Here is a 24,713-nt window from a genome sequence, read left to right on the forward strand (position 1 = left end):
TGTAGGCCTCCTGCGCTCGTTGGGCCTTGGTCAGGGCACTGTCGGCTTGCCGCAGTTCTCGGTTGGCCTCGGCGCGGGCTTTCGTGGCGTCCTTGTTCGCAGCCTCTTCCGCAGCGATCTGCGCGCGCAGCCTGACGAGTTTCTGTTGGGCCGACTGCGATTCACGGGCGAGACGGGCAAGTTCGCCCGCCGACTGCTCGACAGAGCCTTTGAGGGACTTGACTGCCGCCGTGGCGGCACCGAGTTCATCGCCAATCTGCTTGAAAGCGTTGAGAGCCTTGCTCTGGCGGGCGAGCGAGCCGAGCGCCGTGCCGAGTTCGCCAATGACCGAGTTTGTCTTCTTGGCCTCTCCGCCCGTCTCCTTGGTCGCAGAAACGAAATCCTCGAAGGCACTGGTGATCGTATCCAGCGCCTTCGAGGCTGCGTCTCTCGCTTTGACGATGAGTTCGACTTCGTTCTGCCGTTTAGCCACCACCGAGTTCCTTGAGCAGTCTGGTCAGTTTCTCGTTGGCCGAACGGCCCTTGTCTTTTGCCCAAATCGCTGCGGCGATCGACGAAATCACCGCATGGGTCAGCGTCGCCTCGCTAGCCAGCTGTCGGTTGGCTCGTTCAACAATTAGTTGATATTCCTCCCAAACCTCGGCGACGGTGTAGGACTTGGCGTCCTGGTGTCCGTGTGCCAGCAGATGGCTGACCTGCGCGCGCAGACCCCGGACGAACTCGATCAGGTCTGGCGCTTCTTGGTTGCCTTTGCCAGACCGTCCGCGTTTTGCGCCAGGCGCGTGACGGTCCGCATGAAATTTTCGAAACCACCGCTCATCGCGAAGGACAGGCGGCCGATCGCCTCAAGGGCTGCCACCTGCACATCGATCGGCAGGTTCTGCGCTCCCTCGACGTTCTCCGGTTCATCGGCCGCCATGGCGATGATCATCGCCATGGCGGCCGGAAACTTGCTGATGAATTCCAAGGCCATGCCCTCGACCGTCGCATCGGTCAGAAGCTTGGCGTCTCGGCCGGTGAACTTGTCGTAGATCGCACGGGCTTCGTTGGTGTAGGCCGAAACGAACGCCATGATGTGGGGCGTCGTAAGACCATGAACCTCGACGGACCCGCCGTCGAATGAGATGGTTTCGATTTTCAGGGTGTGATTGATAGCCACGCTCAAACTCCTTCAGTGGCTGACGACCGTCAGGCCGGCACGTAGGGCAGACCGTTGAGGTAGATGGCTTCGAGATTGCCCTTGCGCAGGATGTCCAGTGTGAATGGAATCTGCTGCCAGTCGTCGCCCTTGAGGTTGTAGTCACCATTCGGCGCCAGCGTGACGTGAGGCATCGTGAACACGCGGTCAGGACCGGTGGCGTTCCTGGTGATGAACTTCAGCGCGCCCTCGACCTTCTCCGAGCCCGACAGCACCCGGTCGTAGGACGAGGCCGTGACGGTGTAGTCGACCTCAAGGTTGGTCCCTTCGGTGATGGCGCCGCCTTCGACGATCGTCAGATGGCCGCGTTCACCGTCGAGCACGTAGTCATCGCCTGCCGTGAAGGTGACCGGGGTCGGCGTGGTGTCGTCATTCACGACAAATCCACTGGCCGCGATATTCAGGTCACCGATCGGATTGCTGGCACTTTCGCCGAGCTGATAGGTGCGGCCGGGAATGGCATCCGGGATCGAGAAGCCGGTGACGGCGCCGCCCGCCTGCGCAACGGTCTCCTTGCCGGCAGCCGAGAAGAAGAAATAGCTGAGGTTGTCGAGATCGATCTCGTCCGCGACCATCTGACCGGTGCGGTTGACTTCGAGCGTGATCGACAGATCCTTCTCACGAATGCCGCGGTCCGAGTTGTAGTGGTCCTGCGCCTGCGACTCGATGGTGAGGCCGAACTCGGGCGTGTTGCCGAGGTAGCGATACCCTTCCGGCGTCTGCGTGCCGTCCTTGAAACGCCCGAAGAGCACTTCGCCACGGCCAAGGACATAGTTTTCCGAACCCATGTCATCCACTCCTGCTTGAATAGTCACGATTTAGTTGAACACTTTTACCCGAACGGATCGCTGATGTCTTCCACGATCTTCAGCGTCAGGCGCGTCCAGAAATACGCCTTGTTGGATATCTCATCGGCAGGACGCACGATCGGACTCCCGATGAGGATGCCCTCCACACGGTTCTTCATATCCCGCTTGTTCATACCGAGCGGATCAAAGCCCCGTTCCGGGGCCTGCGCCTTGCGGCCGGCCTCGATCGCGAGGCGGCGGCACACTTCGGCCGCAAGGGTATGTGCTGGATCCGTGGGATTGTTCGGGTCGTCCTTCACGAACCCTTGGATTAACATCTCCCATTCGCGCGCCATCGCACTGGCTGCAACAGGGGTTGGCAAGTCCCGATGCTCGGTGTGCGGTTCGAGAATGCTGACCATCGTCACTGGGTCAGTTGAGCCGAATATGGAGCGGCCCCGAAAGACGGACGCCGACAGATCGTTCACATACCCGTTGTCTGGAGTAATCTCCTGGAGGACAGCAGTGAGCGCCTTGGCGGCGCGCAGGCGAAACGGGTCGGTCACAGGTCCAACTCCAGCAGCCGCGTGAACTCGTTCGTCATGAACGCTTCCACGTCATCACGGATCATTTCGCGCGTTTGGTTGAAAACCTCGGCCACGTCCGGGCCGTACAAAAGGTAGAGATTTTCGGCAATTTGCTTGGCGCCCAACGACGGACGACGACCGCTCTTCGTCCGGAGAGCCAGACCGATGTTGCCATTCTTCAGCCTGATCGCGAAAGCGCCGGGCATCCGCTTGGCAATTCCCGGATCGACCTCTACCGTGACACCGCCGCGTGTTCCGGGCTTCGCGCCGCCGACGACAAAACGCGCCAGTGATGTAGGGCGGTCGCGCCCGGTGATCTTTGCCGTCAAATCGGTGCTGTCGGCAAACTTCGTGATCGAGAGACGGCCATTGTTACCGGTCAGATACCCGCGGGGAAACCTGATCTGCTGTTCCATCGACCGCGCCGCAAGTGACTGCGCGCGCCGGGTTGCCGCATTGACCGCAAGCTTGGCGGTCTTCAAGACCTTGTCGTCGAGCTGACTGATATCCGAAAGACCTGTCAGCCCCTCGATCGCCACGGCAAAGTAGTCGGCAGGCATTCAGGCACCCTCCGGAACCGGCAGCCCGGCAAGTTCGCTGCCAAGGAGGCGCGTTGCCGTGGCCGTGATCGTCAAACCGTCCGGCTCGCTCACCACGGCAAGTCGGTAAGCTTCATCCGTGCTGATGGAAATGACGGCGTTGCGGGCAGGTACGGGAATCTCGGAGCGCATGAAGAGGATCTTCGGCTCGACTTCCTCGCGCTCGGCGAAATCGCTTGAGGCGATCAGCCCGCCGATAGCGTTGAATTTCGAATGAACGCGCACATAGCAGTCAACCGGATCGGAACCGGGCAGCGCGATATAGAGCGCGCGGACCTTCAAGTGTTCATGAATGTCCGCGCGAGCCCTGCTCTTTATGTCGCGAAACGACGCCAATTACATCTCGTCGTCGTTGTCGGAACCGGTGTTGCCGGCGCCGTCGTTGTCGGTCGTCTCGGTCGTCTCGGTACCGGCGTTCTCGGTCTTCGCGACCTTCTCCGCCTTCGGCTTCCGACCGCCACGCCCCTTCACCGCATTCGGATCCCCCGCAGCCCCGGACGAGGGTGGATTCACGGTCTGCGCCGGAGCACTTTCGACGACCTTTGCCGGAGCGGCCATCTTGCCGTTGCGGCGCTCGAAGATCGCGATCTCATCGTCGGTCGCCTTGCGCGCCGCCTGCAGGCCCTCGAGTCGCGCGAACTCGTCTTCGGGACACATGAACAGGCTGATGTCCTTCTTGGTCGAGGCCGGGACGACCTCCGGTGCGCCTTTCTCCTTGCGATGGATCGTGCAAATCGCGAAGGCCGTGATCAATGCTGCTGCCATGTCAGATCTCCAGGGTGTTCACTATTTGGTTGAAAGAGCAGGCGGCACGGTGCCGCCTGCAGTGAGAGGTCAGGCGAGCACGCGCGCCTTGAACGTGCGGTTCGGATAGAGCGGGATGGGCAGCGGCGAGGACTGATGCATCAGCATCACGTCGCCGGGGTCCTTCGTCATCCACATCTTGGCGTAGACATCGGTCGAGACCATGCCTTCCATCATGGCGTCCGCGTCGTAGATGGCACCATGGGCGAGAACGCCCGTGGCGCCGGGGGCGACCAGGCAGATGTCCTTCTCGTTGAAAAGATCGATCTTGGTCTTGCCACCAGACCCGTCCGGAATGTCGATCGTATCCTTGTAGGTCCACACTTCGAGCGTGGTCGACAGACGGCCGACATACTGCAACGGGCGCTCGATATTCATGATACCGAGGTCCATCTGGACCGAGTTGTTGCCGCGATAGTTGGTGTCGAGCGCGGCCTTGACGCCCGTGTTCTTCCGGAAGAGCGGCGCAACCTGCGCGCCGACGATCATCATGGTGGGAGCACCACCGCCACGGGCAAGATACATGGTGTTGGACCACGTTTCGACATCGCCCATGATGTCGGTCGACGGATCGTTCCAGTAGTCTGCGCTCTTGACGACCGTATGGCCCGCGGCACGGCCGAAGTCGAGAAGCACATCCGGATTGGCGGCCCCCTGGTCGCGCTCGTACTGGATCAGCACCTTGCCGTCGAAAAACGCGCGGCAGGCCATCCAGATTCTCCGGACATCGATCGCACGAAGATGGATGCCGGAAACCTCGACGACGCGCTGATTGAAGCGCTCTTCGAGCGACGGCTTCGCCCCGCGATTGCGGAAAATCTCGCTCGGCTTCAGGTTCTTCGCATCAACCGCCCGGACACGATCCTTGAGCTTGATGTAAGGCGGGGTGAAGGCCGAGATGTCTTCGCCCTTGGCATAGGCGATCGGCTTGCCCTGCTCGTAGGGCAGCACGAACGGCGCCAGGAAGCGATCGGCTTCGGGAAGATCGCCGAACTTGATCTCGAAGTCTTCCGAATAGTATCGGCCGGTGAAGAAGGTGTCGAGAACCCACGAAGGCAGCGGGTCCATGCGGGGATCCGAACGAAGCATGAAAAGTTCTTCGTCGGTCCAGAGTTCAATTGCCATCGGTATAACCCTTCAAAGATTTGGCTCGTAGACCGAGCGAAGAGTGCGGAATGCCCCGGATCAGGGAGCGGCGACGGTGGCCCCGGCACGAACCTTCTTGACCACGATCGCAGTCGGCGTCGGCGCTCCGCGGAACGCTTCCAGCTTCTTCTCCTCGGTGTCGTAGGAGGCAGGCCAGGCAATCATGTCCATGTTCAGGCAGCCCTGACGCAGCACGGGCTGACCCTGCAGCGGGGAGGCCGGCGTCGTGACGGGCCGAAGAAGGACGCCGATCGCCTGCGTCGTGCCGGAGACAGCGGGGATGAGATTCCCGGACCCGTCGAAGCCGACCGGAACGAACGCAGTGGCGAACGTCTGACTGGCGGCGATGACCATGTCGTCGGTCACGACGGGCGGCGTATCGCCGACGATGAGGCCTTCGGCAACGGGTTCGATCGTATCCGCCCACTGGGACGGAACGCCGGCATCGGATGCCGCATAAGGCGGGGTGATTGTAACCATCGTTGTTCACCTATTCACTAATTGGTTGAACAGAAGGGCGCAAGTTGGCCGTCAGGCGGCCTTGCGCGGCCCCTTGATCCGGGTGAGGGTTGCATCCACGCGCGACTCCTCGTCGTCGCTCGGCGCGCCGATGTCCGGGTTCTTGCCCGAGTCCATCGCATCACGGAAGGTCTTGCCGGTCGTGTTCTCGGCGCTTTCGGCCTTCTCCTCCGGCATGTCGCCGAGCATTTCGACGACAGTATCGGAATCGAGAGTCGCGAACTTGTCGCCGAGCGCCATCTTCAGAGCCATCTTGGGACGGCTCTTGCCGTTGTCGGAATTGACGATCGCAGCGATGCGCGAGCGCTCGGCCGTCGCACCGGCCTTGAGACCTTCGGTCTTGCCCTCTTCACGAGCCTTGTCGATGGACGCCTGATCGACGGCCGTCTGCTCACTGGTGTTCTGTCCCATCGCATTTCCCTTTCGATTGGTGGACAGTTCTGCCGCAAACGCGGCGAGGCCGTCTTCGAGCGGGCCGATCTCGTCGGCGAGCCCGATGGACGTTGCTTGCGAGGCTGTGTAGGTCAGCGCCTCCGTATCCCGGATGACCTGTTCCTCCATGCCTCGATTCCGTGCCACGATCGACACGAACATGGCGCCAAGCTCATCAATGCGAGCCTGGATGCGAGCCTTCACATCATCTGGCAGCGGTTCATACGGGTTGCCGTCGACCTTGTGCTTGCCGAAGTGGATGAACGTGACCGCGATGCCGACACGATCGAGCGCCTTGCTCACATCGATATGAGCGGTCACCACGCCGATCGAGCCAACGCCGCCTGTTCTCGACACGACGATCGTGTCGGCGGCCGAGGCGATCGAATAGGCTGCCGAATAAGCGCTTTCGGCAGCAAACGCCCGCATCGGTTTTTGGCCTCGCCCTGCGTAGATCATGTCGACGAGATCGAAGTTCCCGGCGACCTCGCCACCTGGCGAGTCGATGACGAACGCGATCCCGTTGACTTTCGGATCGTTGAGCCCCCGCGAAAACGCACGCGCGATGTAGTCGTAGCCAGTCGCCCAGTCGTAGAGCTGCCAAGGGAAGTTGTTCAGCAGCACGCCGCGAACCGGAATTTGCAGGACACCATCTTTCACGACGTAGGGCCGATAGGCCGCTCGCCAGTCATTTTCTTCCGGCCAGAAATCGTCGATGAGCGCCATGCGGTCGCTCGACATTACGATCTTGTCGTAGACCTTCGCTCCCTCAACAACCAGGGACTGAAAGCGGGTTGCCTGTTCGATGGCGACCAGAGCCGGCTGCCCGTCGAAACGGGCGATCAGGGGGTTAAGCGGCGTTGTCATTGTTCTCCCCTGCGGCAGCGCTAACGCTTCCAGAAGCTGCGTTCACCGAGTTGTCCTGCGTGTCGGCGGCATCCCGCAAGCCGAGTTCTTCGGCTCGGTTGCGCTCGCGGGCGCGTTGCTTCAGAACCTGCCGCCAATCGCCGCCGAGCCGCGCGACTTCGCTTTCGAGCGTCGTCATATTGAACTTCATGCGCAGCGAGGCGGCTTGCGTTTCCTTGAGCTGGTCGATCTGGCCGAGCGCGGCGCCGATCCACTCGCATTCAGTGATGGCTTCCATGACCAAGGGCTTGTAGAGCCAGGCGCTGTCATTCCCGAGCCGCCGCGGCAGTGACTCGATCATGCCACTGTTGATTGCTTCTTCGAGCCACAAGCGATAGACGATCGACGCGAAGGCGTCGGCGAGCAGGCCCTTGCAGGCCAGCATGTGCTTCCAGGTCTCGCCCATGGCCGCCTGCGCGGACGAATAGTTGGTCTCGCTGTAGTCGCGCGACAACTGCTCGTAGGAGACGTTGAGACAGGCAGCGATATGACGGAGGAGCGACTTTTCAAGGTCGGTCCCGAGCGGGCCACCCTTCGCGGCCGGCTGCATATGCAGCTTCGAGCCTGGCGGTAGATGCGGAATGCGGACACCGCCAAGTTGGAACTGGTCGCTCGCACCGATGTAGGAATCGACCGCCCCGAGGTAGGCCGCCATGTAGCTGGTAACGCTCTCGTCTATCTGCTGCGACAGGTCACCGTTGCCGACGTTGCCGCCGCCGAGGCGCTGGAAAATGACCGAGGTATCGAGATCGGATTCGATCGAGGCCGCGTAGGTCGCATTGACGACCGCATTCTGCAAAACGATGTCGCGGAAATCCTTCGTCATCCGCATCTCTTTGAGCGCGGCAACCAATGGTGCCATGCCCCGCGTCTGATTGGGGCGGGTCTGCTCGTAAAGATGGATGACCTGCGGGCGCCCCCACGGCTTCTTGGCCGGGATCCGCTCCCACTCGTATTGCGACGCGAGCCAGTATGCTCCTGGCGGGGCTTTTCTCACGTGGTAGGCAACAGGGACATGTCGTTTGTTGACCTCGACCCCACCAACGATGAACGGGTTCGAACCTCCGAGTGCCGGGTTCGACAGCCGGTCAAGGTCGAGCATGCGGATCGCCGTGTTGAACGGGCGGATTTCCGCGTCGTCCCGGATCCATTCAACCGCGGCCAGAACCTCACCTGTGGCGAAATACGTGCCGACGGCCTGACGAATGAGCTGCGTGAAAGTGTTCCGTCGACCCCCGTCAACCCAATGCGCGCGCGAGTTTGCCCACAGCCCGAACTTGGTTTCGACTTCTGTCTGGAACTCTTCCTCCCAGACTTCGTCGTCCTTGCCGAAGACGATCTGCGACACGGGCTTGGCGTTGAGAATGTATTTGCCGCCGACGATGTGGTCCTTGTGGATCGTCTGCCCGGAACGCACATAGGCATCATTGTTGATCGTGTCGCGGACACGCGCATCTGCGAGGCGTTTTTGAGGCAGGATGTCCTGATCGGCAGACCGGCTCGGCGGGTTCCACATCGCGAGTTCGCGCGACTTCCGGGACGCCCCCTCATAGGCATCGCCAACAATCGCCATCTCCTTGCTCGCGCCGCCCGGCACCCTGACACCGGACGGCGCGAGCGTGCCGAGGTCGTCGGACGACGGCCCCAACACATCCGCGTATCGCTGTGGATTCTTCACGGGCGCCCCCAGAATTGCATCGGGGCAATGGACGTTTCATTCACCTGCCGGCGAAGATCGGCGATGTAATTCTGCAAGCGAATAACGTTGGCGGCCGAATAGCGGATGCGCTCACCGTTCTGGTCAACGACCTCCAGAACGCCGCGGCCCGTCTGCCAATCATGCAGGGCGTTTTCAGCGTCCGTAAGTCGTTCCTGCAGAGTCATGGCGCCGCCATAGGTTTTGAAATGATCACTAGGCTATAATCAACATATGGTTGGTTAGCAACTTTTTTGTTGATTTAGGTGAGGCGCTTTGCGAGCGCGCTGAGGTCATATTTCTTGGGTTTTGCAGGCATGACCGGGTTCTCATCCTGCTCGCCGAAAACCAGTGCGTTCTTGTCCCACTCGGCTGCCCACGGCGGGGGCTTATCCCAGAAACCGGCACGCAAGGCCCGGACTTCCTCATGGCGCAGCAGCGCCAGGGCGTAATAGGACAAGTCCCACGCCTCGTTATGGACCCGGTGATTGGCAGGCTTCTCCCAACCTTTGTCCGTGCGCACTTCAGATGTCATCTGAGTGTAGAACCACTTCGGCGCCCAGATCGGGAATGTCCAGTATCCGCCACCTTTATCCTGACGCGAGAGAAAGCCGTTCAGCGCATCCTTCATATCGTTCGAGTTGATGAAGCCGACAGGCACATCACCACGCGCCGCCGTGAATTTGTCCTTCTGGTTCGCGTCAGGAAACTTCTTCGTATAGGCGGGCACCGTTTTCAGTGGGTCGCCTTTGACGAGCTGGAAACGGTTCGATAGGCCGTGCTCGGTGTGAAGCCGCCGCCAGAACTCCCTGGCCTGGATCGAGACACCTTCCTTGCCGCCATAGTCGCAGCCGGTCAACTTGATTGACATGCGACGGCCTGACTGATCGGCAAGGGGGTAGCTCCGTTTGATCACTTCACCGATCAGCAGATCCCAGTCTTCGGCATAGGCGCTCGGATCGAGCGGCAGGCGTTCATCGTCCTCGTCCCGCCGCTCGCTCTTGAGAAGACGGAACATGTCGATGACCCAGGCATCGTTGTGCAGGCCGAAACCGGTGACCTGCACAACAAACCCGGACCGGGAGCCCGACTGCACGTCAACCGTTGCGATGATAAAACGGACACCGGGCGGAACCGTCGGATTCTCTTTCGTCGTTCCCCAGTCCTCGGCGTGCTCCATCAGATTTTCAGATGAGCGGGATTCCGCCAATGCCTTCGGTAGATAAGCCTCGCCCTGATCCGCCGTTACGGTCTTCTTCAGGGGGTTCTCGTCGCCGGTGTTTTCGTAGACATCGACGGCCTGCAGATAGGCGAAAACAAGGCTCTGCCAATCCTGGAATGCTGCGGCCGGGCCTTTGAGCCAAAACGAGGCGATATCCGTCCGGATCGGCTGTCCGACGATCGATCCATCCGGCAGCCATAGCATGCCCTCGCGGATCCACCGCCCTTTCGAGTTGAGTTCGCGCTTGAATGACGGGTCAATGTCCATCCGGCAATGCGGACATTGCATCGTCACCATCTGCGCCGCTTCCCAGTTGTCCGCGGACTTCGGGTATTTCAGAAGGCCGAAATGCGGCTCAAACGGGTTGTCGCAGTAGGGGCAGCGCCAGTTCCATCTGCGGCGGTCGCCTCGATTGTAAAGGGAGAGGATGCCGCCATGCACAGGCGGGGCCTCATGCGGGGTCTTGCGGATCCATTTAGGATCCCTGATCTCGCGACCAGGCGACGACTCCGCGAACGTCATTCCGAAACGCTTGAAGGTTTCTGAGCGTTTCATCGCCAAATCGAACGCCGGCCCTTCCGACGCGATGTCATCCTCCATGCGGTCATAATCAGCCAGGCACAACCTGGGTATTGTTTTTCCGGAAAGCTCGGTGATCGACGGCCAGCGGAGAAGCAGACGCATCCCGCTTTTGAATCTCTTGTCGAACACGTTGTCGGAATGGCGACCGGGGATCAGGCGGCTCCCCAACTCTTTGGTGTTGCGGAAAACCTTGCCGAGATCGCCCTGAGAGATATCGCGAGACACTTCCTTCGTCATGCCGATGAACATCATGTCGGCGGGGTCGCAGATGGCAGTATGAGTCAGCCAGTTGTAGAAAATGTCCGTTTTGCCAATTCGCGCCGCTCCGGCAAGGACGACCCCTCTGAAGTCCAAACTCGTCAGGGTGTCCATAACCTCGACGAGATACGGCGTTTTCTCGTTTTTCCAATAGCCGACGTAGGAGCCGGGGTTATCCAGATATCGGTACTTCGTTGCCGCCTCAGACACGGTAATACGCTCTGGCGGGCGCACCATCTCTGACGCTGCGATAACGATTTCTTCCAGGGTCGCAAATTCATGCGGACGGGACAGTTTCATCGTCAAGCGTCGCCAGATAGCTTTCGGTTGCGCTGGATTGCGCCTGGTGCACAAGTGATGTCTGGATGTCGCTCATCAGACGGTCGGACAGTTCGACGACAAGGTTGCGCTGATCGGGAGTGAGCCCGAGGCTCTCTTCAACTGTGTCCGCCCAGAGTTGCGTTGCCTTCTTGATTGCTTTGAAGGTCTCGCCGAGCACGTCCAAGACCGACGCCGTCGACCACAGATCGCCAGCGGCAGCGCGGAACTTCAGTTCCTTCATCTTGGCATTCCAGAAGGACTCTCGAAGTCGTTCGGGGAGATCGTCGGCCTTGAGGGAGGCGAGGGCGGCCGACAACTCGCGCTCGGGGCGAACCAGATAACCGGCAGCCGTTCGCAGATCGTAGAACTTGCGAACCCCTTTCCGACTTTTGATGGGGCACGGGCGCAAGGCGCTGGCAACATCCTTGCGGTTCATGCCGAATGCCGCAGCGAGCCAGTCAACGGATACACCATCCGTCGGAGGCATAGCCTCTTCAGCACCGTGTTCCTGAACAACAGCGGGTGCTGTCTGTCCTCTGCGGACAGGGCCACCATCATCAAAGCCGAGCACATCGCTATAGCGTCCACCGTACATGCTCGATCGCTCACCGGTCGTTGAGTTTCTGGCCTATCCAGTCGTTGATCTCGGCATCCGAGAACATGGTCAGCTTTCCCATCTTCACCGGCTTCGGAAACGTCTCGTCGTTCTTGAGCATCCGGTAGAATGTCGCACGAGAGACATTCAGCATCGTGGTCACGTTCTCCACGCGCAGCAGTCGCCTGGGCGGGTCGCTCAATCCGACACTCATTGGTCCACCTTCGCTAATCAACTGAAATTCAACTTAGACACTTTTTTGTTGACTCGCAAGGTGGCCTATAGCAAATATCGGCGCGTAAGCAACGGCCGGGTGTAGCGCAGTCAGGTAGCGCACGTGTTTTGGGAGCACGGGGTCGCAGGTTCAAATCCCGCCGCCCGGACCACTTCACCCTGAGAGGAACGAGATGGAACCGAAAGCCGTGTTCAAGTTTGAAATGAATCAGCGCGTGGCGCTCTCGATGAGCGGCGAGTACGGCGTCGTCATTGGCCGCGCGGAATACCTCGACCTCGCGCCTCAGTATTACATTCGCTATGTCGATGGCACCGACCGACAGGTCCAGGACTGGATCCCTGAAAGCGCCCTGACGGCGCTCTGAACGGACCAGTATCTGAACCGCACAAAGGCGGGAAGCTACGTCAGGACGCTTCCCGCCTTTAACGTGTCCACAATGTCAGCCCAGGCCTGCATCAGCTTCTTGCGCTCGTCCCAGTATCTTGCCCGATTGTAAATCCCGCGCACACTGCCATCCTTGTGGGCGAGGGCCGTCTCAATCAGTTCCGCATCGAAGCCGCGCTCGTTGAGTATAGTCGAAAATGACGAGCGAAAACCGTGCGCCGTGTGCTCTGTTTTCAGATACCCCATTCGGCGCAACGCCGCGTTCATTGAATTTTCGCTAAGGGGTGTTGTGTTTGAGCGAATCGACGGGAAGACCAGGTCGGTGTCGAAGGCGATTTCACGCGCCTGTTTGAGGACCGCGATTGCCTGCTCGCTCAGGGCAACCTGATGTTCTTTTCGCATCTTCATCCGCTCGGCCGGCACGGACCAGAGCGCCTTTTCACAGTCAATCTCCGTCCATGTCGCATGCCGGACCTCTCCCGGCCGGGCCGCAGTCAGTGCCGTGAACATCATTGCAAGGCGTAGGGTCGGCCACCCGTCATATTCGTCCACGGCCCGGATGAGTCCACCAAACTTAGTCTCATCGGTTACCGCGGCGTGACTGACCACCCTTGGCCGCTTTGTAGCGCCGACAAGAAAGGACGCCGGATCCATGTCAGCGCGAAGGGTCACGATCGCCAGCCGAAAGACTTTGCTGATCACCGCTCGAAGGCGTAGCGCTGTCTCGAGTCGACCCGAGTTTTCGCATCGCTTGATCTCATCGAGAATATGCCTGGCAGTGATGGATTTGATCGGTCGAGACAAAAAGCCCCTGGAGGGAAGCTTCTTCAGCAGCCACTCGTTCTTGGTCAAGGTCGCGTTCGCGACCCCCTCATCCCGCATGCGCTGGAGGTATTCGTCGGCCAGTTTTTCGAACGTATGCTCTGCCCCGTCGAGGTTTGCACCACGCTCGCTTTGCCGCTTCTCGCTCGGATCGCGCCCCTGCGCCAAGGTCTTTCGGACCTCGACCAACTCGCTTCTTGCGGTCGCAAGGCTCACGGCCGGATACACCCCCAGGCCGATCGTCTTGCGCTTTCCGCCGTATCGGTAATCGAAGCGCCAGGCTTTCGCGCCGTTGGTTTTGACGAGCAGATAGAGCCCATCCCGATCAGCCATCTTGTAGGGCTTTTCTTTGGCAGCGGCCTTACGCACGGCCATTTCAGAAAGTCCGCTCATGACGGTACAGAATGCTCCCCGATTGTTCGGATACCGTCACCCATACCGTCATTCGGCATGAGATACAGCGATACACAGTGAGACACTAGTGGACGCAAATTTGCGGCAACCAGATGAAAAATAGCCGGTTTTTCACGGCTATGAAACAACAAGAGATGATCTGATACAGGGGAATGGTGCCCAGGGGCGGAATCGAACCACCGACACTGCGATTTTCAGTCGCATGCTCTACCAACTGAGCTACCTGGGCGTGACCGTCATGCGGTCGCTTCGGCGAGGGTCGAACCGTGGTTCGTTGCCGAAGTCGGGGCCTTATAGAGGCTCTGATCGGGCCTGTCCAGTGCCCTTTCGCATTTCCATGAGCCGAGTTGGCTAAAGAGTGAAAGGGCAGGGGAATTTCGCCAGTCGGCTGCGGGAGTCTACCGGTGCTCGCAGCCGTTTCGGGTTGCCGATCAGGGCCTTGCAGGACGGACGGCGGGAATCGCCCGTTGACGCTCGGTCCGGAAAGCAGCGGTCGTTTTCTGGACGGCATAGGCCCCCGGCGAGCCGGCCGTGGACATCGCGGCAGGAGGGCCGGGAATCAGGATCGCCCCGTCCCGTCCTGCTTTTCGTCCTTCGGCTCCTCGATGTCGGCCGGGTCGATGTCGTCTTCTTCGACGACGGGCAGGCGGTAGCTGCCGGCAAGCCAGCGGTGCAGGTCCACCTGATGGCAGCGCTTGGAACAGAAGGGGCTGAAGCCGGGGTCGGTCGGCTCGTTGCAGATCGGGCAACGGGCGACGGCCTTGGCTCGCGATTGCTGGTCGGCCATCTCTGGCTCCCTTGCTGGCGGTGAATGATGGGGCCGGGCTCAGTCCCGGATGGCCCACTCGGCCCGGACAGGGTAGCCCGCGCCGTCGAGAAGCGAGGCCGTCTCGTAGAGCGGCAGGCCAACGACGGACGAGTAGGATCCTGCGATGTTCACGACGAAGGCGCCGGCAAGACCCTGGATCGCGTAGCCGCCGGCCTTGCCGCGCCATTCCCCGCTCTTCAGATAGGTCTCGATCTCCGGCGTTGCCAGCCGCTTGAAGCGCACGCGCGTCTCCACCAGCCGCTCGCGGGTGCCGCGCGGGGTGATGAGGCAGAGGCCGGTGTAGACCCGGTGCGCGCGGCCTGACAGCAGCGCCAGGCAATCGTCCGCCTGCTCCTCGGTTTCGGCCTTCGGCAGGATGCGGCGTCCGACGGCGACCACCGTGTCGGCGGCAAGCACCAGCGTCGGGCGGGTCTCGCCGTCCGTCTCCAAGCGCAGGCGCGCGATCTCGGCCTTGGTGCGGGCAAGGCGCGCGGCCAGCTTGCGCGGCGGTTCGGACTTGTCGGGCGTCTCGTCGGCATCGGCCGGCAAGAGCTTGTCCGGCACGATCCCGATCTGTTCGAGCAGCGCCAGCCGGCGCGGCGAGCCGGAGGCGAGGACCAGATAGGGCATGTCCCTGGTGCCGGTCACGGGCGGTCTCCGAAGGTCGGGAATGGCGCTCGGGCGGGCAAGCGAGCCGGTTGCCTGAAGCGGCCGGTTGCTTGAAGCAGCCGGTTACTTGAAGCGATAGGTGATGCGGCCCTTGGTCAGGTCGTAGGGCGTCATCTCGACGAGCACCTTGTCGCCTGCCAGCACGCGAATGCGGTTCTTGCGCATGCGGCCGGCCGTATGCGCGATGATTTCGTGCTCGTTTTCCAGCTTCACGCGGAAGGTGGCGTTGGGCAGGAGCTCGGTGACGACACCGGGAAACTCCAGAACCTCTTCTTTGGTCATGCGTCTTCTCTTGTTGCAGTCCTGTCGAATAAGACAGAAGCCGGCCCGAGGGCGAACCGGCGGTCAGGCAGCCTCGCGGGAGCCTCTTGGGTGGTGTCCGAGGCGCGGCGATGCTTGGCATGGTCGGGATACGGACAACACAAGACCGACGTGTTCCAGGCGGAACCGTCTCCTGCCTTGATTGGCGCGGAACCTAGCGGATCGCGAATGAAAAGAAAACCTCGGTTTTCAACTGCGATATGGGGTTTGCCCGGCAGTATTGAAAGAGTGGGCCTCCGGGCTCCGCTGTAAAGCCGGCAAAGGGGAGGTGAGGCCTGGCCGGATCAGGTCGTTTGCGCGGCTTCCCAGCCGAGCCGTTCCTTGATGCGCCTCGTCAGATTGTCGCGCACGCCCCGATAGGCGGCAAGTATCTGCTCGCGCGATCCGGCCGTGGCCGAAGGATCGGCCGTCGGCCAGTATTCGACGTCGACGGCATAATAGCGCGTCAGTTCCAGCGCCCGGTGATGCGCCTCCGGGGCGAGCGTCACCACGAGGTCGAAGTTCATGTCTTCCAGATCCTCGAAGGTGTGCGGCCGGTGCTGGCGAATGTCGATGCCGACCTCCTCCATCACCTTGACGGCAAACGGATCGACCGACCCGCGCCGGACCCCGGCCGAGCGGACATAGATCTTGCCGGGAAACAGCGAGCGGGCAATGCCCGCCGCCATCGGCGAGCGCACCGAATTGAGACTGCAGGCAAAGAGTACGGCACCCGGGCGCGCCCCGGCCTCCATCACTCCTTACCCCTTCCAGTGCAGCACGCAGAGCAGCGTGAAAAGGCGGCGCGCCGTGTCGAGATCGATGCGGATCTTGCCCTCCAGCCGCTCCATCAGGAGCCGCGAACCTTCGTTGTGCAGGCCCCGCCGGCCCATGTCGATCGCCTCGATCTTGCTCGGGCTCGCGGTGCGGATCGCCTGGTAGTAGCTGTCGCAGATGAGGAAATAGTCCTTCACCACACGGCGGAAAGGGGTCAGCGACAGGATATGGGTGACCACCGGTTCGCCGTCCGCGTCGGAAATGTCGAAGACCAGCTTGCGGTCGACGATCGAGAGCTTGAGCTTGAAGGTGCCCTGCGGCTTGCCGACCGGCTCGAACCGGTTTTCCTCGATCAGGTCATAGATGGCGACGCGCCGCTCATGCTCGATATCCGGTGTCGAGGGGGCGATCGAGGTTTCGTCGAGGACGACGTCGATCAGCCTTCCATGGCCTTCGTTTCCGACCATGCCGTTTGCTTTCATGCCAGGCTCCCGCCGCGAAGGTCAGGGGGTCAAAGGTTCAGCCGGATGGCGACCGAGCGCGCGTGTGCGTCAAGGCCTTCGGCTTCAGCGAGCGTGATTGCCGCCGGCCCCAGATGACGCAACGCTTCCGGACTGCATTTCAAGATAGACGTTCGTTTCATGAAGTCGAGCACCGACAGGCCCGACGAGAACCGCGCCGAGCGCGCCGTCGGCAGCACGTGGTTGGAGCCGCCGACATAGTCGCCGATGACCTCCGGCGTATGATGGCCGATGAAGACCGCGCCGGCGTTGCGCACGAAGGGCAGCAGCGCCTCCGGATCGGTCATGGCCAGCTCCAGATGCTCGGGTGCGATCCGGTTGGCGAGCGGCATGGCGCGCGCCAGATCCTCGACGAGAATGATGGCGCCGTAGTCGCGCCAGCTTGCACCGGCAACCTCGCCGCGCGGCAGGCGGGCAAGCTGCCGTTCGACGGCGGCCTCGACCGCATCGGCAAGCTCCGCGCTGTCGGTCATCACGATCGACTGCGCCGCCGTATCGTGCTCGGCCTGCGCCAGAAGGTCGGCGGCGATCCAGTCCGGATTGTTGTCGTGGTCGGCGATGACCAGGACTTCGGACGGCCCCGCGATCATGTCGATGCCGACCGTGCCGAAGACGCGCCGCTTGGCGGCGGCCACATAGGCGTTGCCGGGGCCGACGATCTTGGCGACCGGACGGATCGTTTCGGTGCCGTAGGCAAGCGCCGCGACCGCCTGCGCACCGCCGACGCGGTAGATTTCGTCGACGCCGGCAAGCCGCGCCGCGGCGAGCACCAGCGGGTTCAGCTTGCCGTCCGGCGTCGGCACGACCATGACGAGGCGCTCGACACCCGCGACACGCGCCGGTACCGCATTCATCAGCACGGAGGAGGGGTAGCTTGCCGTGCCGCCGGGAACGTAGAGGCCGGCCGCCTCGACCGCGGTCCAGATCGAGCCAAGCTCGACGCCAAGAGCGTCCCTGTAGCGGTCGCTGTCCGGCTTCTGGCGGGCGTGATGGGCCTCGATCCGGTCGCGGGCAAGCTCGAGCGCCGAGAGCGTTGCGGCGGGCACCTCGGCGACGGCAGCGTCGACTTCAGCCTTCGTGATCGCCAGCGTGTCGGCGGTCACGTCGAAGCGGTCGAAGCGGCGGGTATAGTCGACGAGCGCCGCGTCGCCGCGCGTGCGCACATCCTCGATGATGGCGCGCACCGCCTGATCGACGTCTTCGGAGACTTCGCGCTTGGTGGTCAGAAACGCGGCAAAGCGCGCTTCGAAATCGGCGTCCCGGTCGTCAAGGCGTATCGCCACCGCTTCTGCTCCTCGCTGCCGCGGGGCTTTGGCCCGCGCTCGATTATGTCGCGTCACGTCTGGCGTGTGACGTTGCGCACCTTTTAGAGCATCGGGCCAAGAAATGGGAACCGCTTTTGGGACAATTCGAAGCAGCGGCTTTTCGAAACCGGCGGCGAGGCCCGATCATTCCCCATGGGCCGGCTTGTGCGCGGTGCCCCAGGCAAGGCCGAGGTCGGCAAGGCCCGCCTCGATGCACTCGACATCGAGACGCAGCACGCCGCCGCCCGAAAAGTCGATGAGAACATGTCCGGCCGGCGCGTCGGTCTCCTCGAAGCGCACGGCCAGCAACTCCAGCACGGCGTCCTTCGCCTCGCGGCGGATGTTCCGGGTGGTGACCTTTTCGACGCGGGCAAAATGCAGGATGGCGCGCCGGCGCTCGAACTCCTTGCGCTTGCCGCCGGCCTCTTCCCAGACGAAGCGGTTGAGCGCGATGACCATCCGCTTGGACTTCGGCTGCCAGTCGATATCGCCGACTTTGAGGACGGCGTCCTGCACATGGGCGGAAAGGACCGCGAGGTCTTCGGCATCGAGGGCGGCAAGCTTCAAGGCTGACATGGCGGGAACGAATCCGGAGGGCTCAGGAAGGGAACGCGGAGGCATCCGGCCGAAGATGGCCGGAGCGTGAGTCCGCCTTATACAGGAAGCCACCGGATCAGGAAAACCGTTCGACGCCGGCGACTGGCCCGTTTCCTTGGCCGGTCAGGCCGAAATCCGCTCTACCACCGCGCCGCAGCGGCTGATCTTTTCCTCAAGCCGCTCAAAACCGCGGTCGAGATGGTAGACGCGCGAGACGGTCGTCTCGCCTTCCGCAGCAAGCCCGGCGATCACCAGCGACACCGAAGCGCGAAGGTCGGTCGCCATGACGGGCGCGCCCGTGAGCCGCTCCACGCCCTCGATGGTCGCCTTCTGGCCGTCGAGATGGATATGGGCGCCGAAACGGGCGAGTTCCTGCACGTGCATGAAGCGATTCTCGAAGATCGTCTCGGTGATGACGGACGAGCCCTTGGCCTTGGTCATCAGCGCCATGAACTGCGCCTGCAGGTCGGTCGGAAAGCCGGGGAAGGGCTGTGTCTCGACATCGACCGGAGCAAGGCCGCCGCCGTTGCGCTTGACGCGCAAGCCGCGGTTCGTCTCCTCGATCGTGACACCGACCTGACGGAGCACGCGGATCGGTTCGTCCAGAAGGTCGGCCTCGGCGCCTTCCAGGAGCACGTCGCCGCCGGTCATCGCAACGGCCATCGCATAGGTGCCGGTCTCGATCCGGTCGGAGACGACCCGGTGGCGCGCGCCGCGCAGGCGCTGGACGCCGTCGATCGTGATGGTCGAGGTACCAGCGCCGGAGATCTTCGCGCCCATGGCGTTGAGGCAGCGGGCAAGGTCGGCGACCTCGGGCTCGCGCGCCGCATTCTCGATCACCGTCTCGCCCTTGGCGAGCGTGGCCGCCATCATGATGGTGTGCGTCGCGCCGACGGAGACCTTCGGGAAGACGACGCGGTTGCCGACGAGGCCGCCCGGCGCCTCGGCGATCACATAGCCTCTGTCGACGTCGATCTTGGCGCCGAGCTGTTCGAGGCCGAAGAGGAAGAGGTCGACCGGCCGCGTGCCGATGGCGCAGCCGCCCGGAAGCGACACGCGGGCCTGGTGCATGCGTGCCAGAAGCGGCCCGATGACCCAGAAGCTTGCCCGCATGCGCGAGACAAGATCATAGGGCGCCGTCGTGTCGACGATCGACCGGGCGGTGAGATTGACGGTCTGGCCGGTCAGCAGATCCTCGCCGGGGCGCTTGCCGTTGAGCGAATAGTCGACGCCGTGGTTCGTCAGGATGCGGGTCAAAAGGGCGACGTCGGCAAGGCGCGGCACGTTCTCCAGCGTCAGCGTCTCGTCGGTCAGTAGGCTCGCGATCATCAGCGGCAGGGCGGCGTTCTTGGCGCCGGAAATGGGAATGACGCCATTGAGTTCGTTGCCGCCGACGATCCTGATCTTGTCCATGCGTGTCTCCTGCCCGCGTCTCAAGCGGGCACCGGCCTTCGCCCGATGTCTCTCTCGGTCCGATGTGTCCGGAACCCCGTGTCTTCGAGTGAGTCACCCGAATCATCTCTTGAAGGCCATTTTATGCCGAGAGCCGGCAAAATGCCGGATTTGGCGCGGGTCTAGCTCATTCGGAGCATTTTCTCAAGAAATCTGCCCGGAAGCGGCCCGGAACGTCATGCGCGGTGAGGCGGATGCCTGATACTCCCCGGCACTCCCCGGCACACACTCCCTGGCACATCCGCCCGTTCGGGCTGCCCGATATCAGTCGTCGTTCCCGCCGGCTTCGGAATCGCTCGAGCCTGCCTGCAAATCCGCCGGATCGTCGCCTTCAGCCAGCGCGATCCCGCTGCGCTTGTCGCCGCGCCCGCCGCGCCTGCTGTCGGCCTGTCCCTTGCGACGGCGCAGATTGGCCCTCAGCGCGGCCGCCAGCCTGTCTTCGCGCGTTTCGTTGCCGTCCTTGGTCCTGTCGTCGGTCATGCGTTTCGTCCGGTCGATGTCTCGTTCGCCTGCTCTCTTGTGCCTTGCGATGCCAGTCTGCGCCATGCTTGGCAAGATCGTCGCAGGGAATTCGCCGCCAGCCTGTCGAAAACGGCGCGGGAACGCGCGGGCGAACGAAAATCACTGCTCTTTCGGCTTGCAAGGGACCCGCAGGTATGGCAGTAGAACGCCCGTTCGCGGAACCAACGGTTTCGCCAACCCCTTGGCGTTGCGTTGCACCGCCGGTTCAGGGCTGTGGTAGCTCAGTGGTAGAGCACTCCCTTGGTAAGGGAGAGGTCGAGAGTTCAATCCTCTCTCACAGCACCAGCTTTTCCCGTTACAAATCAAAAAGCTGTTGCTTTTCAAGCATCTTTGTCCATTTTGATGTTACAAAATGATGTACAAAATGGACCTGTTGGATGGCAAAAAATGACGCGCATCTGCTCCGGCGCGGAAACCGGTATTGGGCTCGGCTCGTCATCCCCGAGCCTCTGCGTTCGAAGTTCGGCAACAAGCGCGAATTGCGAAAGCCGTTAGGGCCAGACCTCGTCGTAGCTCGAAAGCGGCTCCATGAGGCGCTGGCAGAGTTTCATGCACAAATCGACAAAGCACGAAATGAGATTTCTGGGGGCGGCACTCCTGCGGCATCATCCAAGCCGCAGGGAAAACCCCTTCTCCCACATGAACTCGCGGCCCTTCACTATCAGGAACTGATCAAATTCGATGAGGATGTTCGCAACAGCGGTCACCCGCTTGCTGCCATCGGTCTCGTCGATGACATTTTGATTCATGACCTAAGAGCAATTAAATCCGGAACCGCTGACGATAAGAGCATAGTCGAGGCTATTGGCTCCTATCTTGATGACTTCCGGCGTCGTGGTCATCTGGTTGCCGACGAAGGCTCGCCGCCGTGGAGACAAGCGGCCAGAGCCATCGCTGCAGGCCAGTACGAAGCTCTTGCGCGCGTCATGGAGCGGGACGAGGGCAACTTCGCAGGCAAGCCTGCCGACCCGGAATTGGAGCGGCCTATCGCGGCAGCCAAAGCCGAACCAACGAAACATCACGCTTCTCTTTTCGATCTGCTGGCTGATTACGTGCGCGAGCTTCAATTCTCCAATCGCGGGCATGAGGCAGAGAAGCGATGGCGGCCAATCTTTCGCCAACTAGTCGATTTCCTGGGTCATGACGATGCGAGCCGACTTACAAGAGACGACATTATCGCCTGGAAGGATGACCTGCTTACAAAACGGTCGCCAAAGACGGTGCGCGACTCGTGTCTCGCCTCGCTAAAGGCTGTGCTGGGATGGGCAGTCGACAACGGGCGACTGCCGGACAATCCAGCCGTTAGCGTCAAAGTCCGGATGCCGAAGCCCGAACTCAGTCGAGAGCCAGGATACAACGAAAGAGAAGCACAACTCGTGCTGACTGCCGCGCTCAACTATGCACCGCGTCCGTTCGGTGCCAATGGCATTATTCGCGAAAGGCCTCACCTGACGGCAGCCAAAAGGTGGATCCCTTGGCTGTGTGCCTTCACTGGTGCACGCGTTGCCGAGCTATGCCAACTGCGAAAAGGCGATATTCGAGTGGAGCAGGGCATAGCCTATCTTAGAATTTCGCCCGATGCTGGCAGCGTCAAGAATGGTCAATTTCGGGATGTGCCAATTCACAAGCAACTCTTAGAAATTGGCTTTTTTGGATTCGTGGAGTCTTGTAAAGAGGGGCCGCTCTTCTATTCGCCCGAGGGACACAACGGGCAATCTCACCCAGCCAAGCAGACTGCTAGAAAGATCGCCCAATGGATTCGATCACTCGGCATTCTTGATAGCTCCGTCGATCCCAACCATGGGTTCAGGCACAGATTCAAGACCCTGTCGCGAGGGCTAGGTGTTGACCCAACCATTGCCGATGCAATTCAGGGTCATACGGGCAGAACAGCCAGTGACAAATATGGACGAGTGCCCCTGGTGGCCAAAGCCAACGCGATCGAAGGATTTCCCTTCATCGAAATACTTGGTAGCAGCCTGGACAACGAAGCCGTCGCAGAAGCTCATGATATTGACATTACAGCCGTGAGTGCCACGCCCGCAGCTTCTTGACGGTTTCAGCATTGAGCAGTCGCTGGTCGCGCTTGAGAGCATTTTGCACGGAAATATCGAGCCGAGAGATGCCGATCGCGTCGGCCAGTTGCGACTGAGTAAGCCCCTGGTCCGCGATCTCTTTCAGAATTCGGGCTCTGGCATTGGGCAGGAGCCTGCCTTCCTTGTCGACAACTTGGACCATCGGCGTCGGCTTGGTCGATGAACCTCGGGTAGCTTTGCCGACCGCCGGTTGGGAATTCGTCCGAACCCAGTTCAAGAATGCCTTCCGCTCAGCCAGCGTGGATTTTGACCAGGCATTTTTGAGCTCGTGAAGTCGTGTGCGGCTGCTCAACAGTCCAGCAGCTTGGCGTGCCTCACGAACGCTCGCATACTTGCCGGCTCTGTAGTCGGCATAGACGGCGGGGTGATTGCGCTCCATGACCTTCAGGTAATAGTCGTTATTGCGGACCTTCTTCATAGACGTATCTATCCTGTAGGTGTCGAGTGAAGGAAGATAGATGCATCTACTCGACGGGATGTTCATCGTCAAGGAATGCCATGTCGTTGGGCGCCCAATGACACACAAGCTCAACTCAAAAATGAACACGCCTAAAGAAAGCCCAGAAACGTTGACGATTGAAATGCGCATCTCAAAAAGGTATCATATAGAGGTGTTTCAACCAGCTGAGGCGTTATGAGAGCTACTAGGCAGGCCATTGGATACACGCGAGTATCGACTATCGGGCAAGACGACGGCGCAGGCCGATTGCTGCAAGAGGAGAGCATTCGTGCGTACGCGAGCGCGACCAAGCGCACGATTGTCGAGATCTTCACTGACACCCATACCGGCGCGGGCAAGGACAGTCTTTCCAGTCGCCCGGGCGCTCAGGCGGCGATTGAGATGGCGAAGGAACTTGGCGTGCCGATCATTGTCGATGGTCTTGATCGCTTCTCCCGCCACACTTCGACCTTGGAGGAGTTCATCCGCAACAGCGGTGTCGAGCTCATCAGTGCCCGAGATGGGGAACGTGTAGACAAAGCTGTGATTATGGCGAGGAGTCGTCGTGCCCAGCAGGAGCGAGACAACATCAGTTCCAAAACCAAATCTGCCCTTGCTGACATTAAGAAGCGTGGTGTGCGTCTTGGAAATCCGACCAATCTTGATGAGGCGCAGCGTCTGGGGGCGGCTCGAAACAGCGAGAAGGCCGATGAAGTCGCGAGGAATCTCTTGCCCGTGGTGCGGGACCTGAAAGAGAAAGGTTTCCGGACGATGCGCCAAATCGCCGATCAACTGAACCGAATGGGTTATCGATCTCCTCGGGGCATGCCCTGGACCGCTGCCACCATCCGCCGGCCATTGGATCGCATCGTGATTTTGGAAGCAAAACGGCCATCCCCCGCACCAAGTGAGGCTTCTGATGTGCGATTAGCGGATGACAAATCGAATGAGGCGGATCTTCAAGACGAGATAGCACGCCAGATTGCGCTCAACCCCAACTGGGGGAGGTTTTGATGCCAGTGGAGTGCCTTGGCTATCATCGCATGGTGGTTAGACCGTAGTCCACCAACAACCCGTTTGAGCCCCGCGTGTGCGGGGAACACCAGGTGGCGAGCATGACGTCCGCGGCCTATGCCGGTTCAGCCCCGCGTGTGCGGGGAACACTTTGGCACTCCGCCGCCGTAGAGCTTCAGATACGGTTCAGCCCCGCGTGTGCGGGGAACACCCATATGAGGCGACGTGCTGTTGCCCGGCATGCGGTTCAGCCCCGCGTGTGCGGGGAACACTAAGTCCCGGTCGCGTCGTAGAAATCGACAGCCGGTTCAGCCCCGCGTGTGCGGGGAACACTCGTTCAGATATTCCCGCATCCGCTCCGGCCGCGGTTCAGCCCCGCGTGTGCGGGGAACACCGTTGCGTCGTTGTGCCTGCGAAGATAGTCGTCGGTTCAGCCCCGCGTGTGCGGGGAACACTCTTCATTGCGGCGGCGCTCTTCCATGGCAGCCGGTTCAGCCCCGCGTGTGCGGGGAACACAGGCGCCAGCGGCTCGACACCACCTGCCCCGCCGGTTCAGCCCCGCGTGTGCGGGGAGCACGGCGGTACGAAGTGGGTGCCTCAGTCCACGTCCGGTTCAGCCCCGCGTGTGCGGGGAACACGCCTACTGCATCGAGAAGGACTCCAGTTCGATCGGTTCAGCCCCGCGTGTGCGGGGAACTCTACTGCG

29 protein-coding genes, 3 tRNA genes and 1 CRISPR repeat array (1 of these 33 only partly in view) are annotated in these 24,713 nt (G+C 61.3%); of the genes, 6 read left to right on the forward strand and 26 right to left on the reverse strand.

All coding sequences use genetic code 11. From position 1 onward, the window contains the following. Positions 1-46: 46 nt before the first annotated feature. Positions 47-487 (forward strand): hypothetical protein, encoded by a 441-nt coding sequence (locus HDIA_RS25130; protein ID WP_157775264.1) that lies wholly within the window; start codon positions 47-49, stop codon positions 485-487. A 237-nt stretch (positions 488-724) separates the two neighbouring features. Here the strand turns inward: HDIA_RS25130 and HDIA_RS03870 are convergent, their stop codons facing one another. From HDIA_RS03870 to HDIA_RS03935, 14 genes are all read right to left on the reverse strand, one after another. After that, on the reverse strand, positions 725-1,159 hold the full coding sequence (locus tag HDIA_RS03870; protein WP_099554538.1) for a phage pre-tape measure protein: 435 nt from the start codon (positions 1,157-1,159) through the stop codon (positions 725-727). Between the two features lie 29 nt (positions 1,160-1,188). Then, positions 1,189-1,986: a phage tail tube protein gene (locus HDIA_RS03875; protein WP_099554541.1), complete on the reverse strand. Its 798-nt coding sequence runs from the start codon at positions 1,984-1,986 to the stop codon at positions 1,189-1,191. Between the two features lie 44 nt (positions 1,987-2,030). Beyond that, positions 2,031-2,552: a hypothetical protein gene (locus tag HDIA_RS03880; RefSeq protein WP_099554544.1), complete on the reverse strand. Its 522-nt coding sequence runs from the start codon at positions 2,550-2,552 to the stop codon at positions 2,031-2,033. Continuing rightward, entirely contained in the window at positions 2,549-3,133 is a 585-nt protein-coding gene (locus tag HDIA_RS03885; RefSeq protein ID WP_099554547.1) for a hypothetical protein, read from the reverse strand. The genes HDIA_RS03880 and HDIA_RS03885 overlap by 4 nt, the downstream gene beginning before the upstream one ends. After that, on the reverse strand, positions 3,134-3,454 hold the full coding sequence (locus HDIA_RS03890) for a hypothetical protein (RefSeq protein WP_099554550.1): 321 nt from the start codon (positions 3,452-3,454) through the stop codon (positions 3,134-3,136). A gap of 54 nt (positions 3,455-3,508) precedes the next feature. After that, a complete protein-coding gene (locus HDIA_RS03895; RefSeq protein ID WP_099554553.1) occupies positions 3,509-3,937 on the reverse strand; it encodes a hypothetical protein in 429 nt (142 codons plus the stop codon). A gap of 69 nt (positions 3,938-4,006) precedes the next feature. Then, positions 4,007-5,044 (reverse strand): major capsid protein, encoded by a 1,038-nt coding sequence (locus HDIA_RS03900; protein ID WP_210202876.1) that lies wholly within the window; start codon positions 5,042-5,044, stop codon positions 4,007-4,009. A 117-nt stretch (positions 5,045-5,161) separates the two neighbouring features. After that, positions 5,162-5,602 carry a head decoration protein gene (locus HDIA_RS03905; protein WP_099554560.1) on the reverse strand — a complete coding sequence of 147 codons (441 nt, stop codon included), beginning with the start codon at positions 5,600-5,602 and terminating at the stop codon, positions 5,162-5,164. A gap of 51 nt (positions 5,603-5,653) precedes the next feature. Next, positions 5,654-6,799: a S49 family peptidase gene (locus HDIA_RS03910; protein ID WP_245884148.1), complete on the reverse strand. Its 1,146-nt coding sequence runs from the start codon at positions 6,797-6,799 to the stop codon at positions 5,654-5,656. Positions 6,800-6,923: 124 nt separating this feature from the next. Then, positions 6,924-8,657 carry a phage portal protein gene (locus tag HDIA_RS03915; RefSeq protein WP_157775270.1) on the reverse strand — a complete coding sequence of 578 codons (1,734 nt, stop codon included), beginning with the start codon at positions 8,655-8,657 and terminating at the stop codon, positions 6,924-6,926. Further along, on the reverse strand, positions 8,654-8,863 hold the full coding sequence (gene gpW / locus HDIA_RS03920) for a gpW family head-tail joining protein (RefSeq protein ID WP_099554569.1): 210 nt from the start codon (positions 8,861-8,863) through the stop codon (positions 8,654-8,656). The genes HDIA_RS03915 and gpW overlap by 4 nt, the downstream gene beginning before the upstream one ends. A gap of 74 nt (positions 8,864-8,937) precedes the next feature. After that, complete coding sequence (locus HDIA_RS03925; protein ID WP_099554571.1) at positions 8,938-11,037, reverse strand: phage terminase large subunit family protein; 2,100 nt, start codon at positions 11,035-11,037, stop codon at positions 8,938-8,940. Beyond that, the gene (locus HDIA_RS03930; RefSeq protein ID WP_099554573.1) at positions 11,015-11,653 is read right to left on the reverse strand and encodes a DUF1441 family protein; all 639 of its coding nucleotides are present in this window, start codon (positions 11,651-11,653) and stop codon (positions 11,015-11,017) included. The genes HDIA_RS03925 and HDIA_RS03930 overlap by 23 nt, the downstream gene beginning before the upstream one ends. A 10-nt stretch (positions 11,654-11,663) precedes the next feature. After that, a complete protein-coding gene (locus HDIA_RS03935) occupies positions 11,664-11,867 on the reverse strand; it encodes a helix-turn-helix transcriptional regulator (RefSeq protein WP_099554575.1) in 204 nt (67 codons plus the stop codon). 95 nt (positions 11,868-11,962) lie between these two features. Here HDIA_RS03935 and HDIA_RS03940 point away from each other — a divergent pair. Both HDIA_RS03940 and HDIA_RS03945 read left to right on the forward strand, forming a co-directional pair. Further along, positions 11,963-12,039: transfer RNA gene (locus tag HDIA_RS03940), tRNA-Pro, on the forward strand. A gap of 21 nt (positions 12,040-12,060) precedes the next feature. After that, complete coding sequence (locus HDIA_RS03945; RefSeq protein ID WP_099554578.1) at positions 12,061-12,252, forward strand: hypothetical protein; 192 nt, start codon at positions 12,061-12,063, stop codon at positions 12,250-12,252. A 35-nt stretch (positions 12,253-12,287) separates the two neighbouring features. Here the strand turns inward: HDIA_RS03945 and HDIA_RS03950 are convergent, their stop codons facing one another. From HDIA_RS03950 to HDIA_RS04000, 11 genes are all read right to left on the reverse strand, one after another. Next, positions 12,288-13,487 (reverse strand): tyrosine-type recombinase/integrase, encoded by a 1,200-nt coding sequence (locus HDIA_RS03950; protein WP_099554580.1) that lies wholly within the window; start codon positions 13,485-13,487, stop codon positions 12,288-12,290. Positions 13,488-13,661: 174 nt separating this feature from the next. Further along, positions 13,662-13,737 (reverse strand) — tRNA-Phe (locus HDIA_RS03955). 330 nt (positions 13,738-14,067) lie between these two features. After that, positions 14,068-14,295: a DNA gyrase inhibitor YacG gene (locus HDIA_RS03960; protein ID WP_099554582.1), complete on the reverse strand. Its 228-nt coding sequence runs from the start codon at positions 14,293-14,295 to the stop codon at positions 14,068-14,070. Positions 14,296-14,334: 39 nt separating this feature from the next. Beyond that, positions 14,335-14,946, reverse strand: coding sequence for a Maf family nucleotide pyrophosphatase (locus tag HDIA_RS03965; RefSeq protein ID WP_099558690.1), 612 nt, complete (start codon positions 14,944-14,946; stop codon positions 14,335-14,337). 102 nt (positions 14,947-15,048) lie between these two features. Then, on the reverse strand, positions 15,049-15,267 hold the full coding sequence (gene infA, locus HDIA_RS03970; protein WP_027673809.1) for a translation initiation factor IF-1: 219 nt from the start codon (positions 15,265-15,267) through the stop codon (positions 15,049-15,051). A gap of 323 nt (positions 15,268-15,590) precedes the next feature. Further along, positions 15,591-16,040 carry an arsenate reductase ArsC gene (locus HDIA_RS03975; protein ID WP_099554584.1) on the reverse strand — a complete coding sequence of 150 codons (450 nt, stop codon included), beginning with the start codon at positions 16,038-16,040 and terminating at the stop codon, positions 15,591-15,593. A 6-nt stretch (positions 16,041-16,046) separates the two neighbouring features. Continuing rightward, entirely contained in the window at positions 16,047-16,544 is a 498-nt protein-coding gene (locus HDIA_RS03980; RefSeq protein ID WP_245884150.1) for a UPF0262 family protein, read from the reverse strand. A gap of 29 nt (positions 16,545-16,573) precedes the next feature. After that, entirely contained in the window at positions 16,574-17,866 is a 1,293-nt protein-coding gene (gene hisD, locus HDIA_RS03985; protein ID WP_099554588.1) for a histidinol dehydrogenase, read from the reverse strand. Positions 17,867-18,031: 165 nt separating this feature from the next. Then, positions 18,032-18,463 carry a DUF2948 family protein gene (locus HDIA_RS03990; RefSeq protein ID WP_099554590.1) on the reverse strand — a complete coding sequence of 144 codons (432 nt, stop codon included), beginning with the start codon at positions 18,461-18,463 and terminating at the stop codon, positions 18,032-18,034. A gap of 144 nt (positions 18,464-18,607) precedes the next feature. After that, complete coding sequence (gene murA / locus HDIA_RS03995; protein ID WP_099554593.1) at positions 18,608-19,897, reverse strand: UDP-N-acetylglucosamine 1-carboxyvinyltransferase; 1,290 nt, start codon at positions 19,895-19,897, stop codon at positions 18,608-18,610. A 303-nt stretch (positions 19,898-20,200) separates the two neighbouring features. Continuing rightward, positions 20,201-20,416 carry a hypothetical protein gene (locus HDIA_RS04000; protein WP_099554597.1) on the reverse strand — a complete coding sequence of 72 codons (216 nt, stop codon included), beginning with the start codon at positions 20,414-20,416 and terminating at the stop codon, positions 20,201-20,203. A 252-nt stretch (positions 20,417-20,668) separates the two neighbouring features. Between HDIA_RS04000 and HDIA_RS04005 the strand changes: the two genes are divergently transcribed. Both HDIA_RS04005 and HDIA_RS25135 read left to right on the forward strand, forming a co-directional pair. Then, positions 20,669-20,743: transfer RNA gene (locus tag HDIA_RS04005), tRNA-Thr, on the forward strand. Between the two features lie 92 nt (positions 20,744-20,835). Continuing rightward, positions 20,836-22,512 carry a DUF6538 domain-containing protein gene (locus HDIA_RS25135; RefSeq protein ID WP_157775273.1) on the forward strand — a complete coding sequence of 559 codons (1,677 nt, stop codon included), beginning with the start codon at positions 20,836-20,838 and terminating at the stop codon, positions 22,510-22,512. On the opposite strand, the gene HDIA_RS04015 is transcribed toward HDIA_RS25135, so the two are convergent. Then, a complete protein-coding gene (locus HDIA_RS04015) occupies positions 22,478-22,972 on the reverse strand; it encodes a hypothetical protein (protein ID WP_099554602.1) in 495 nt (164 codons plus the stop codon). The two genes, HDIA_RS25135 and HDIA_RS04015, sit on opposite strands and share 35 nt — an antisense overlap. A 216-nt stretch (positions 22,973-23,188) precedes the next feature. Here HDIA_RS04015 and HDIA_RS04025 point away from each other — a divergent pair, with 216 nt between their 5' ends. Beyond that, on the forward strand, positions 23,189-24,007 hold the full coding sequence (locus HDIA_RS04025) for a recombinase family protein (RefSeq protein ID WP_099554606.1): 819 nt from the start codon (positions 23,189-23,191) through the stop codon (positions 24,005-24,007). Between the two features lie 60 nt (positions 24,008-24,067). Then, positions 24,068-24,713: a CRISPR direct-repeat array (repeat unit 29 nt; unit sequence CGGTTCAGCCCCGCGTGTGCGGGGAACAC); it runs 1,335 nt beyond the window's last position.

The sequence above is a fragment of the Hartmannibacter diazotrophicus genome (assembly GCF_900231165.1).
Lineage (GTDB): Bacteria > Pseudomonadota > Alphaproteobacteria > Rhizobiales > Pleomorphomonadaceae > Hartmannibacter > Hartmannibacter diazotrophicus.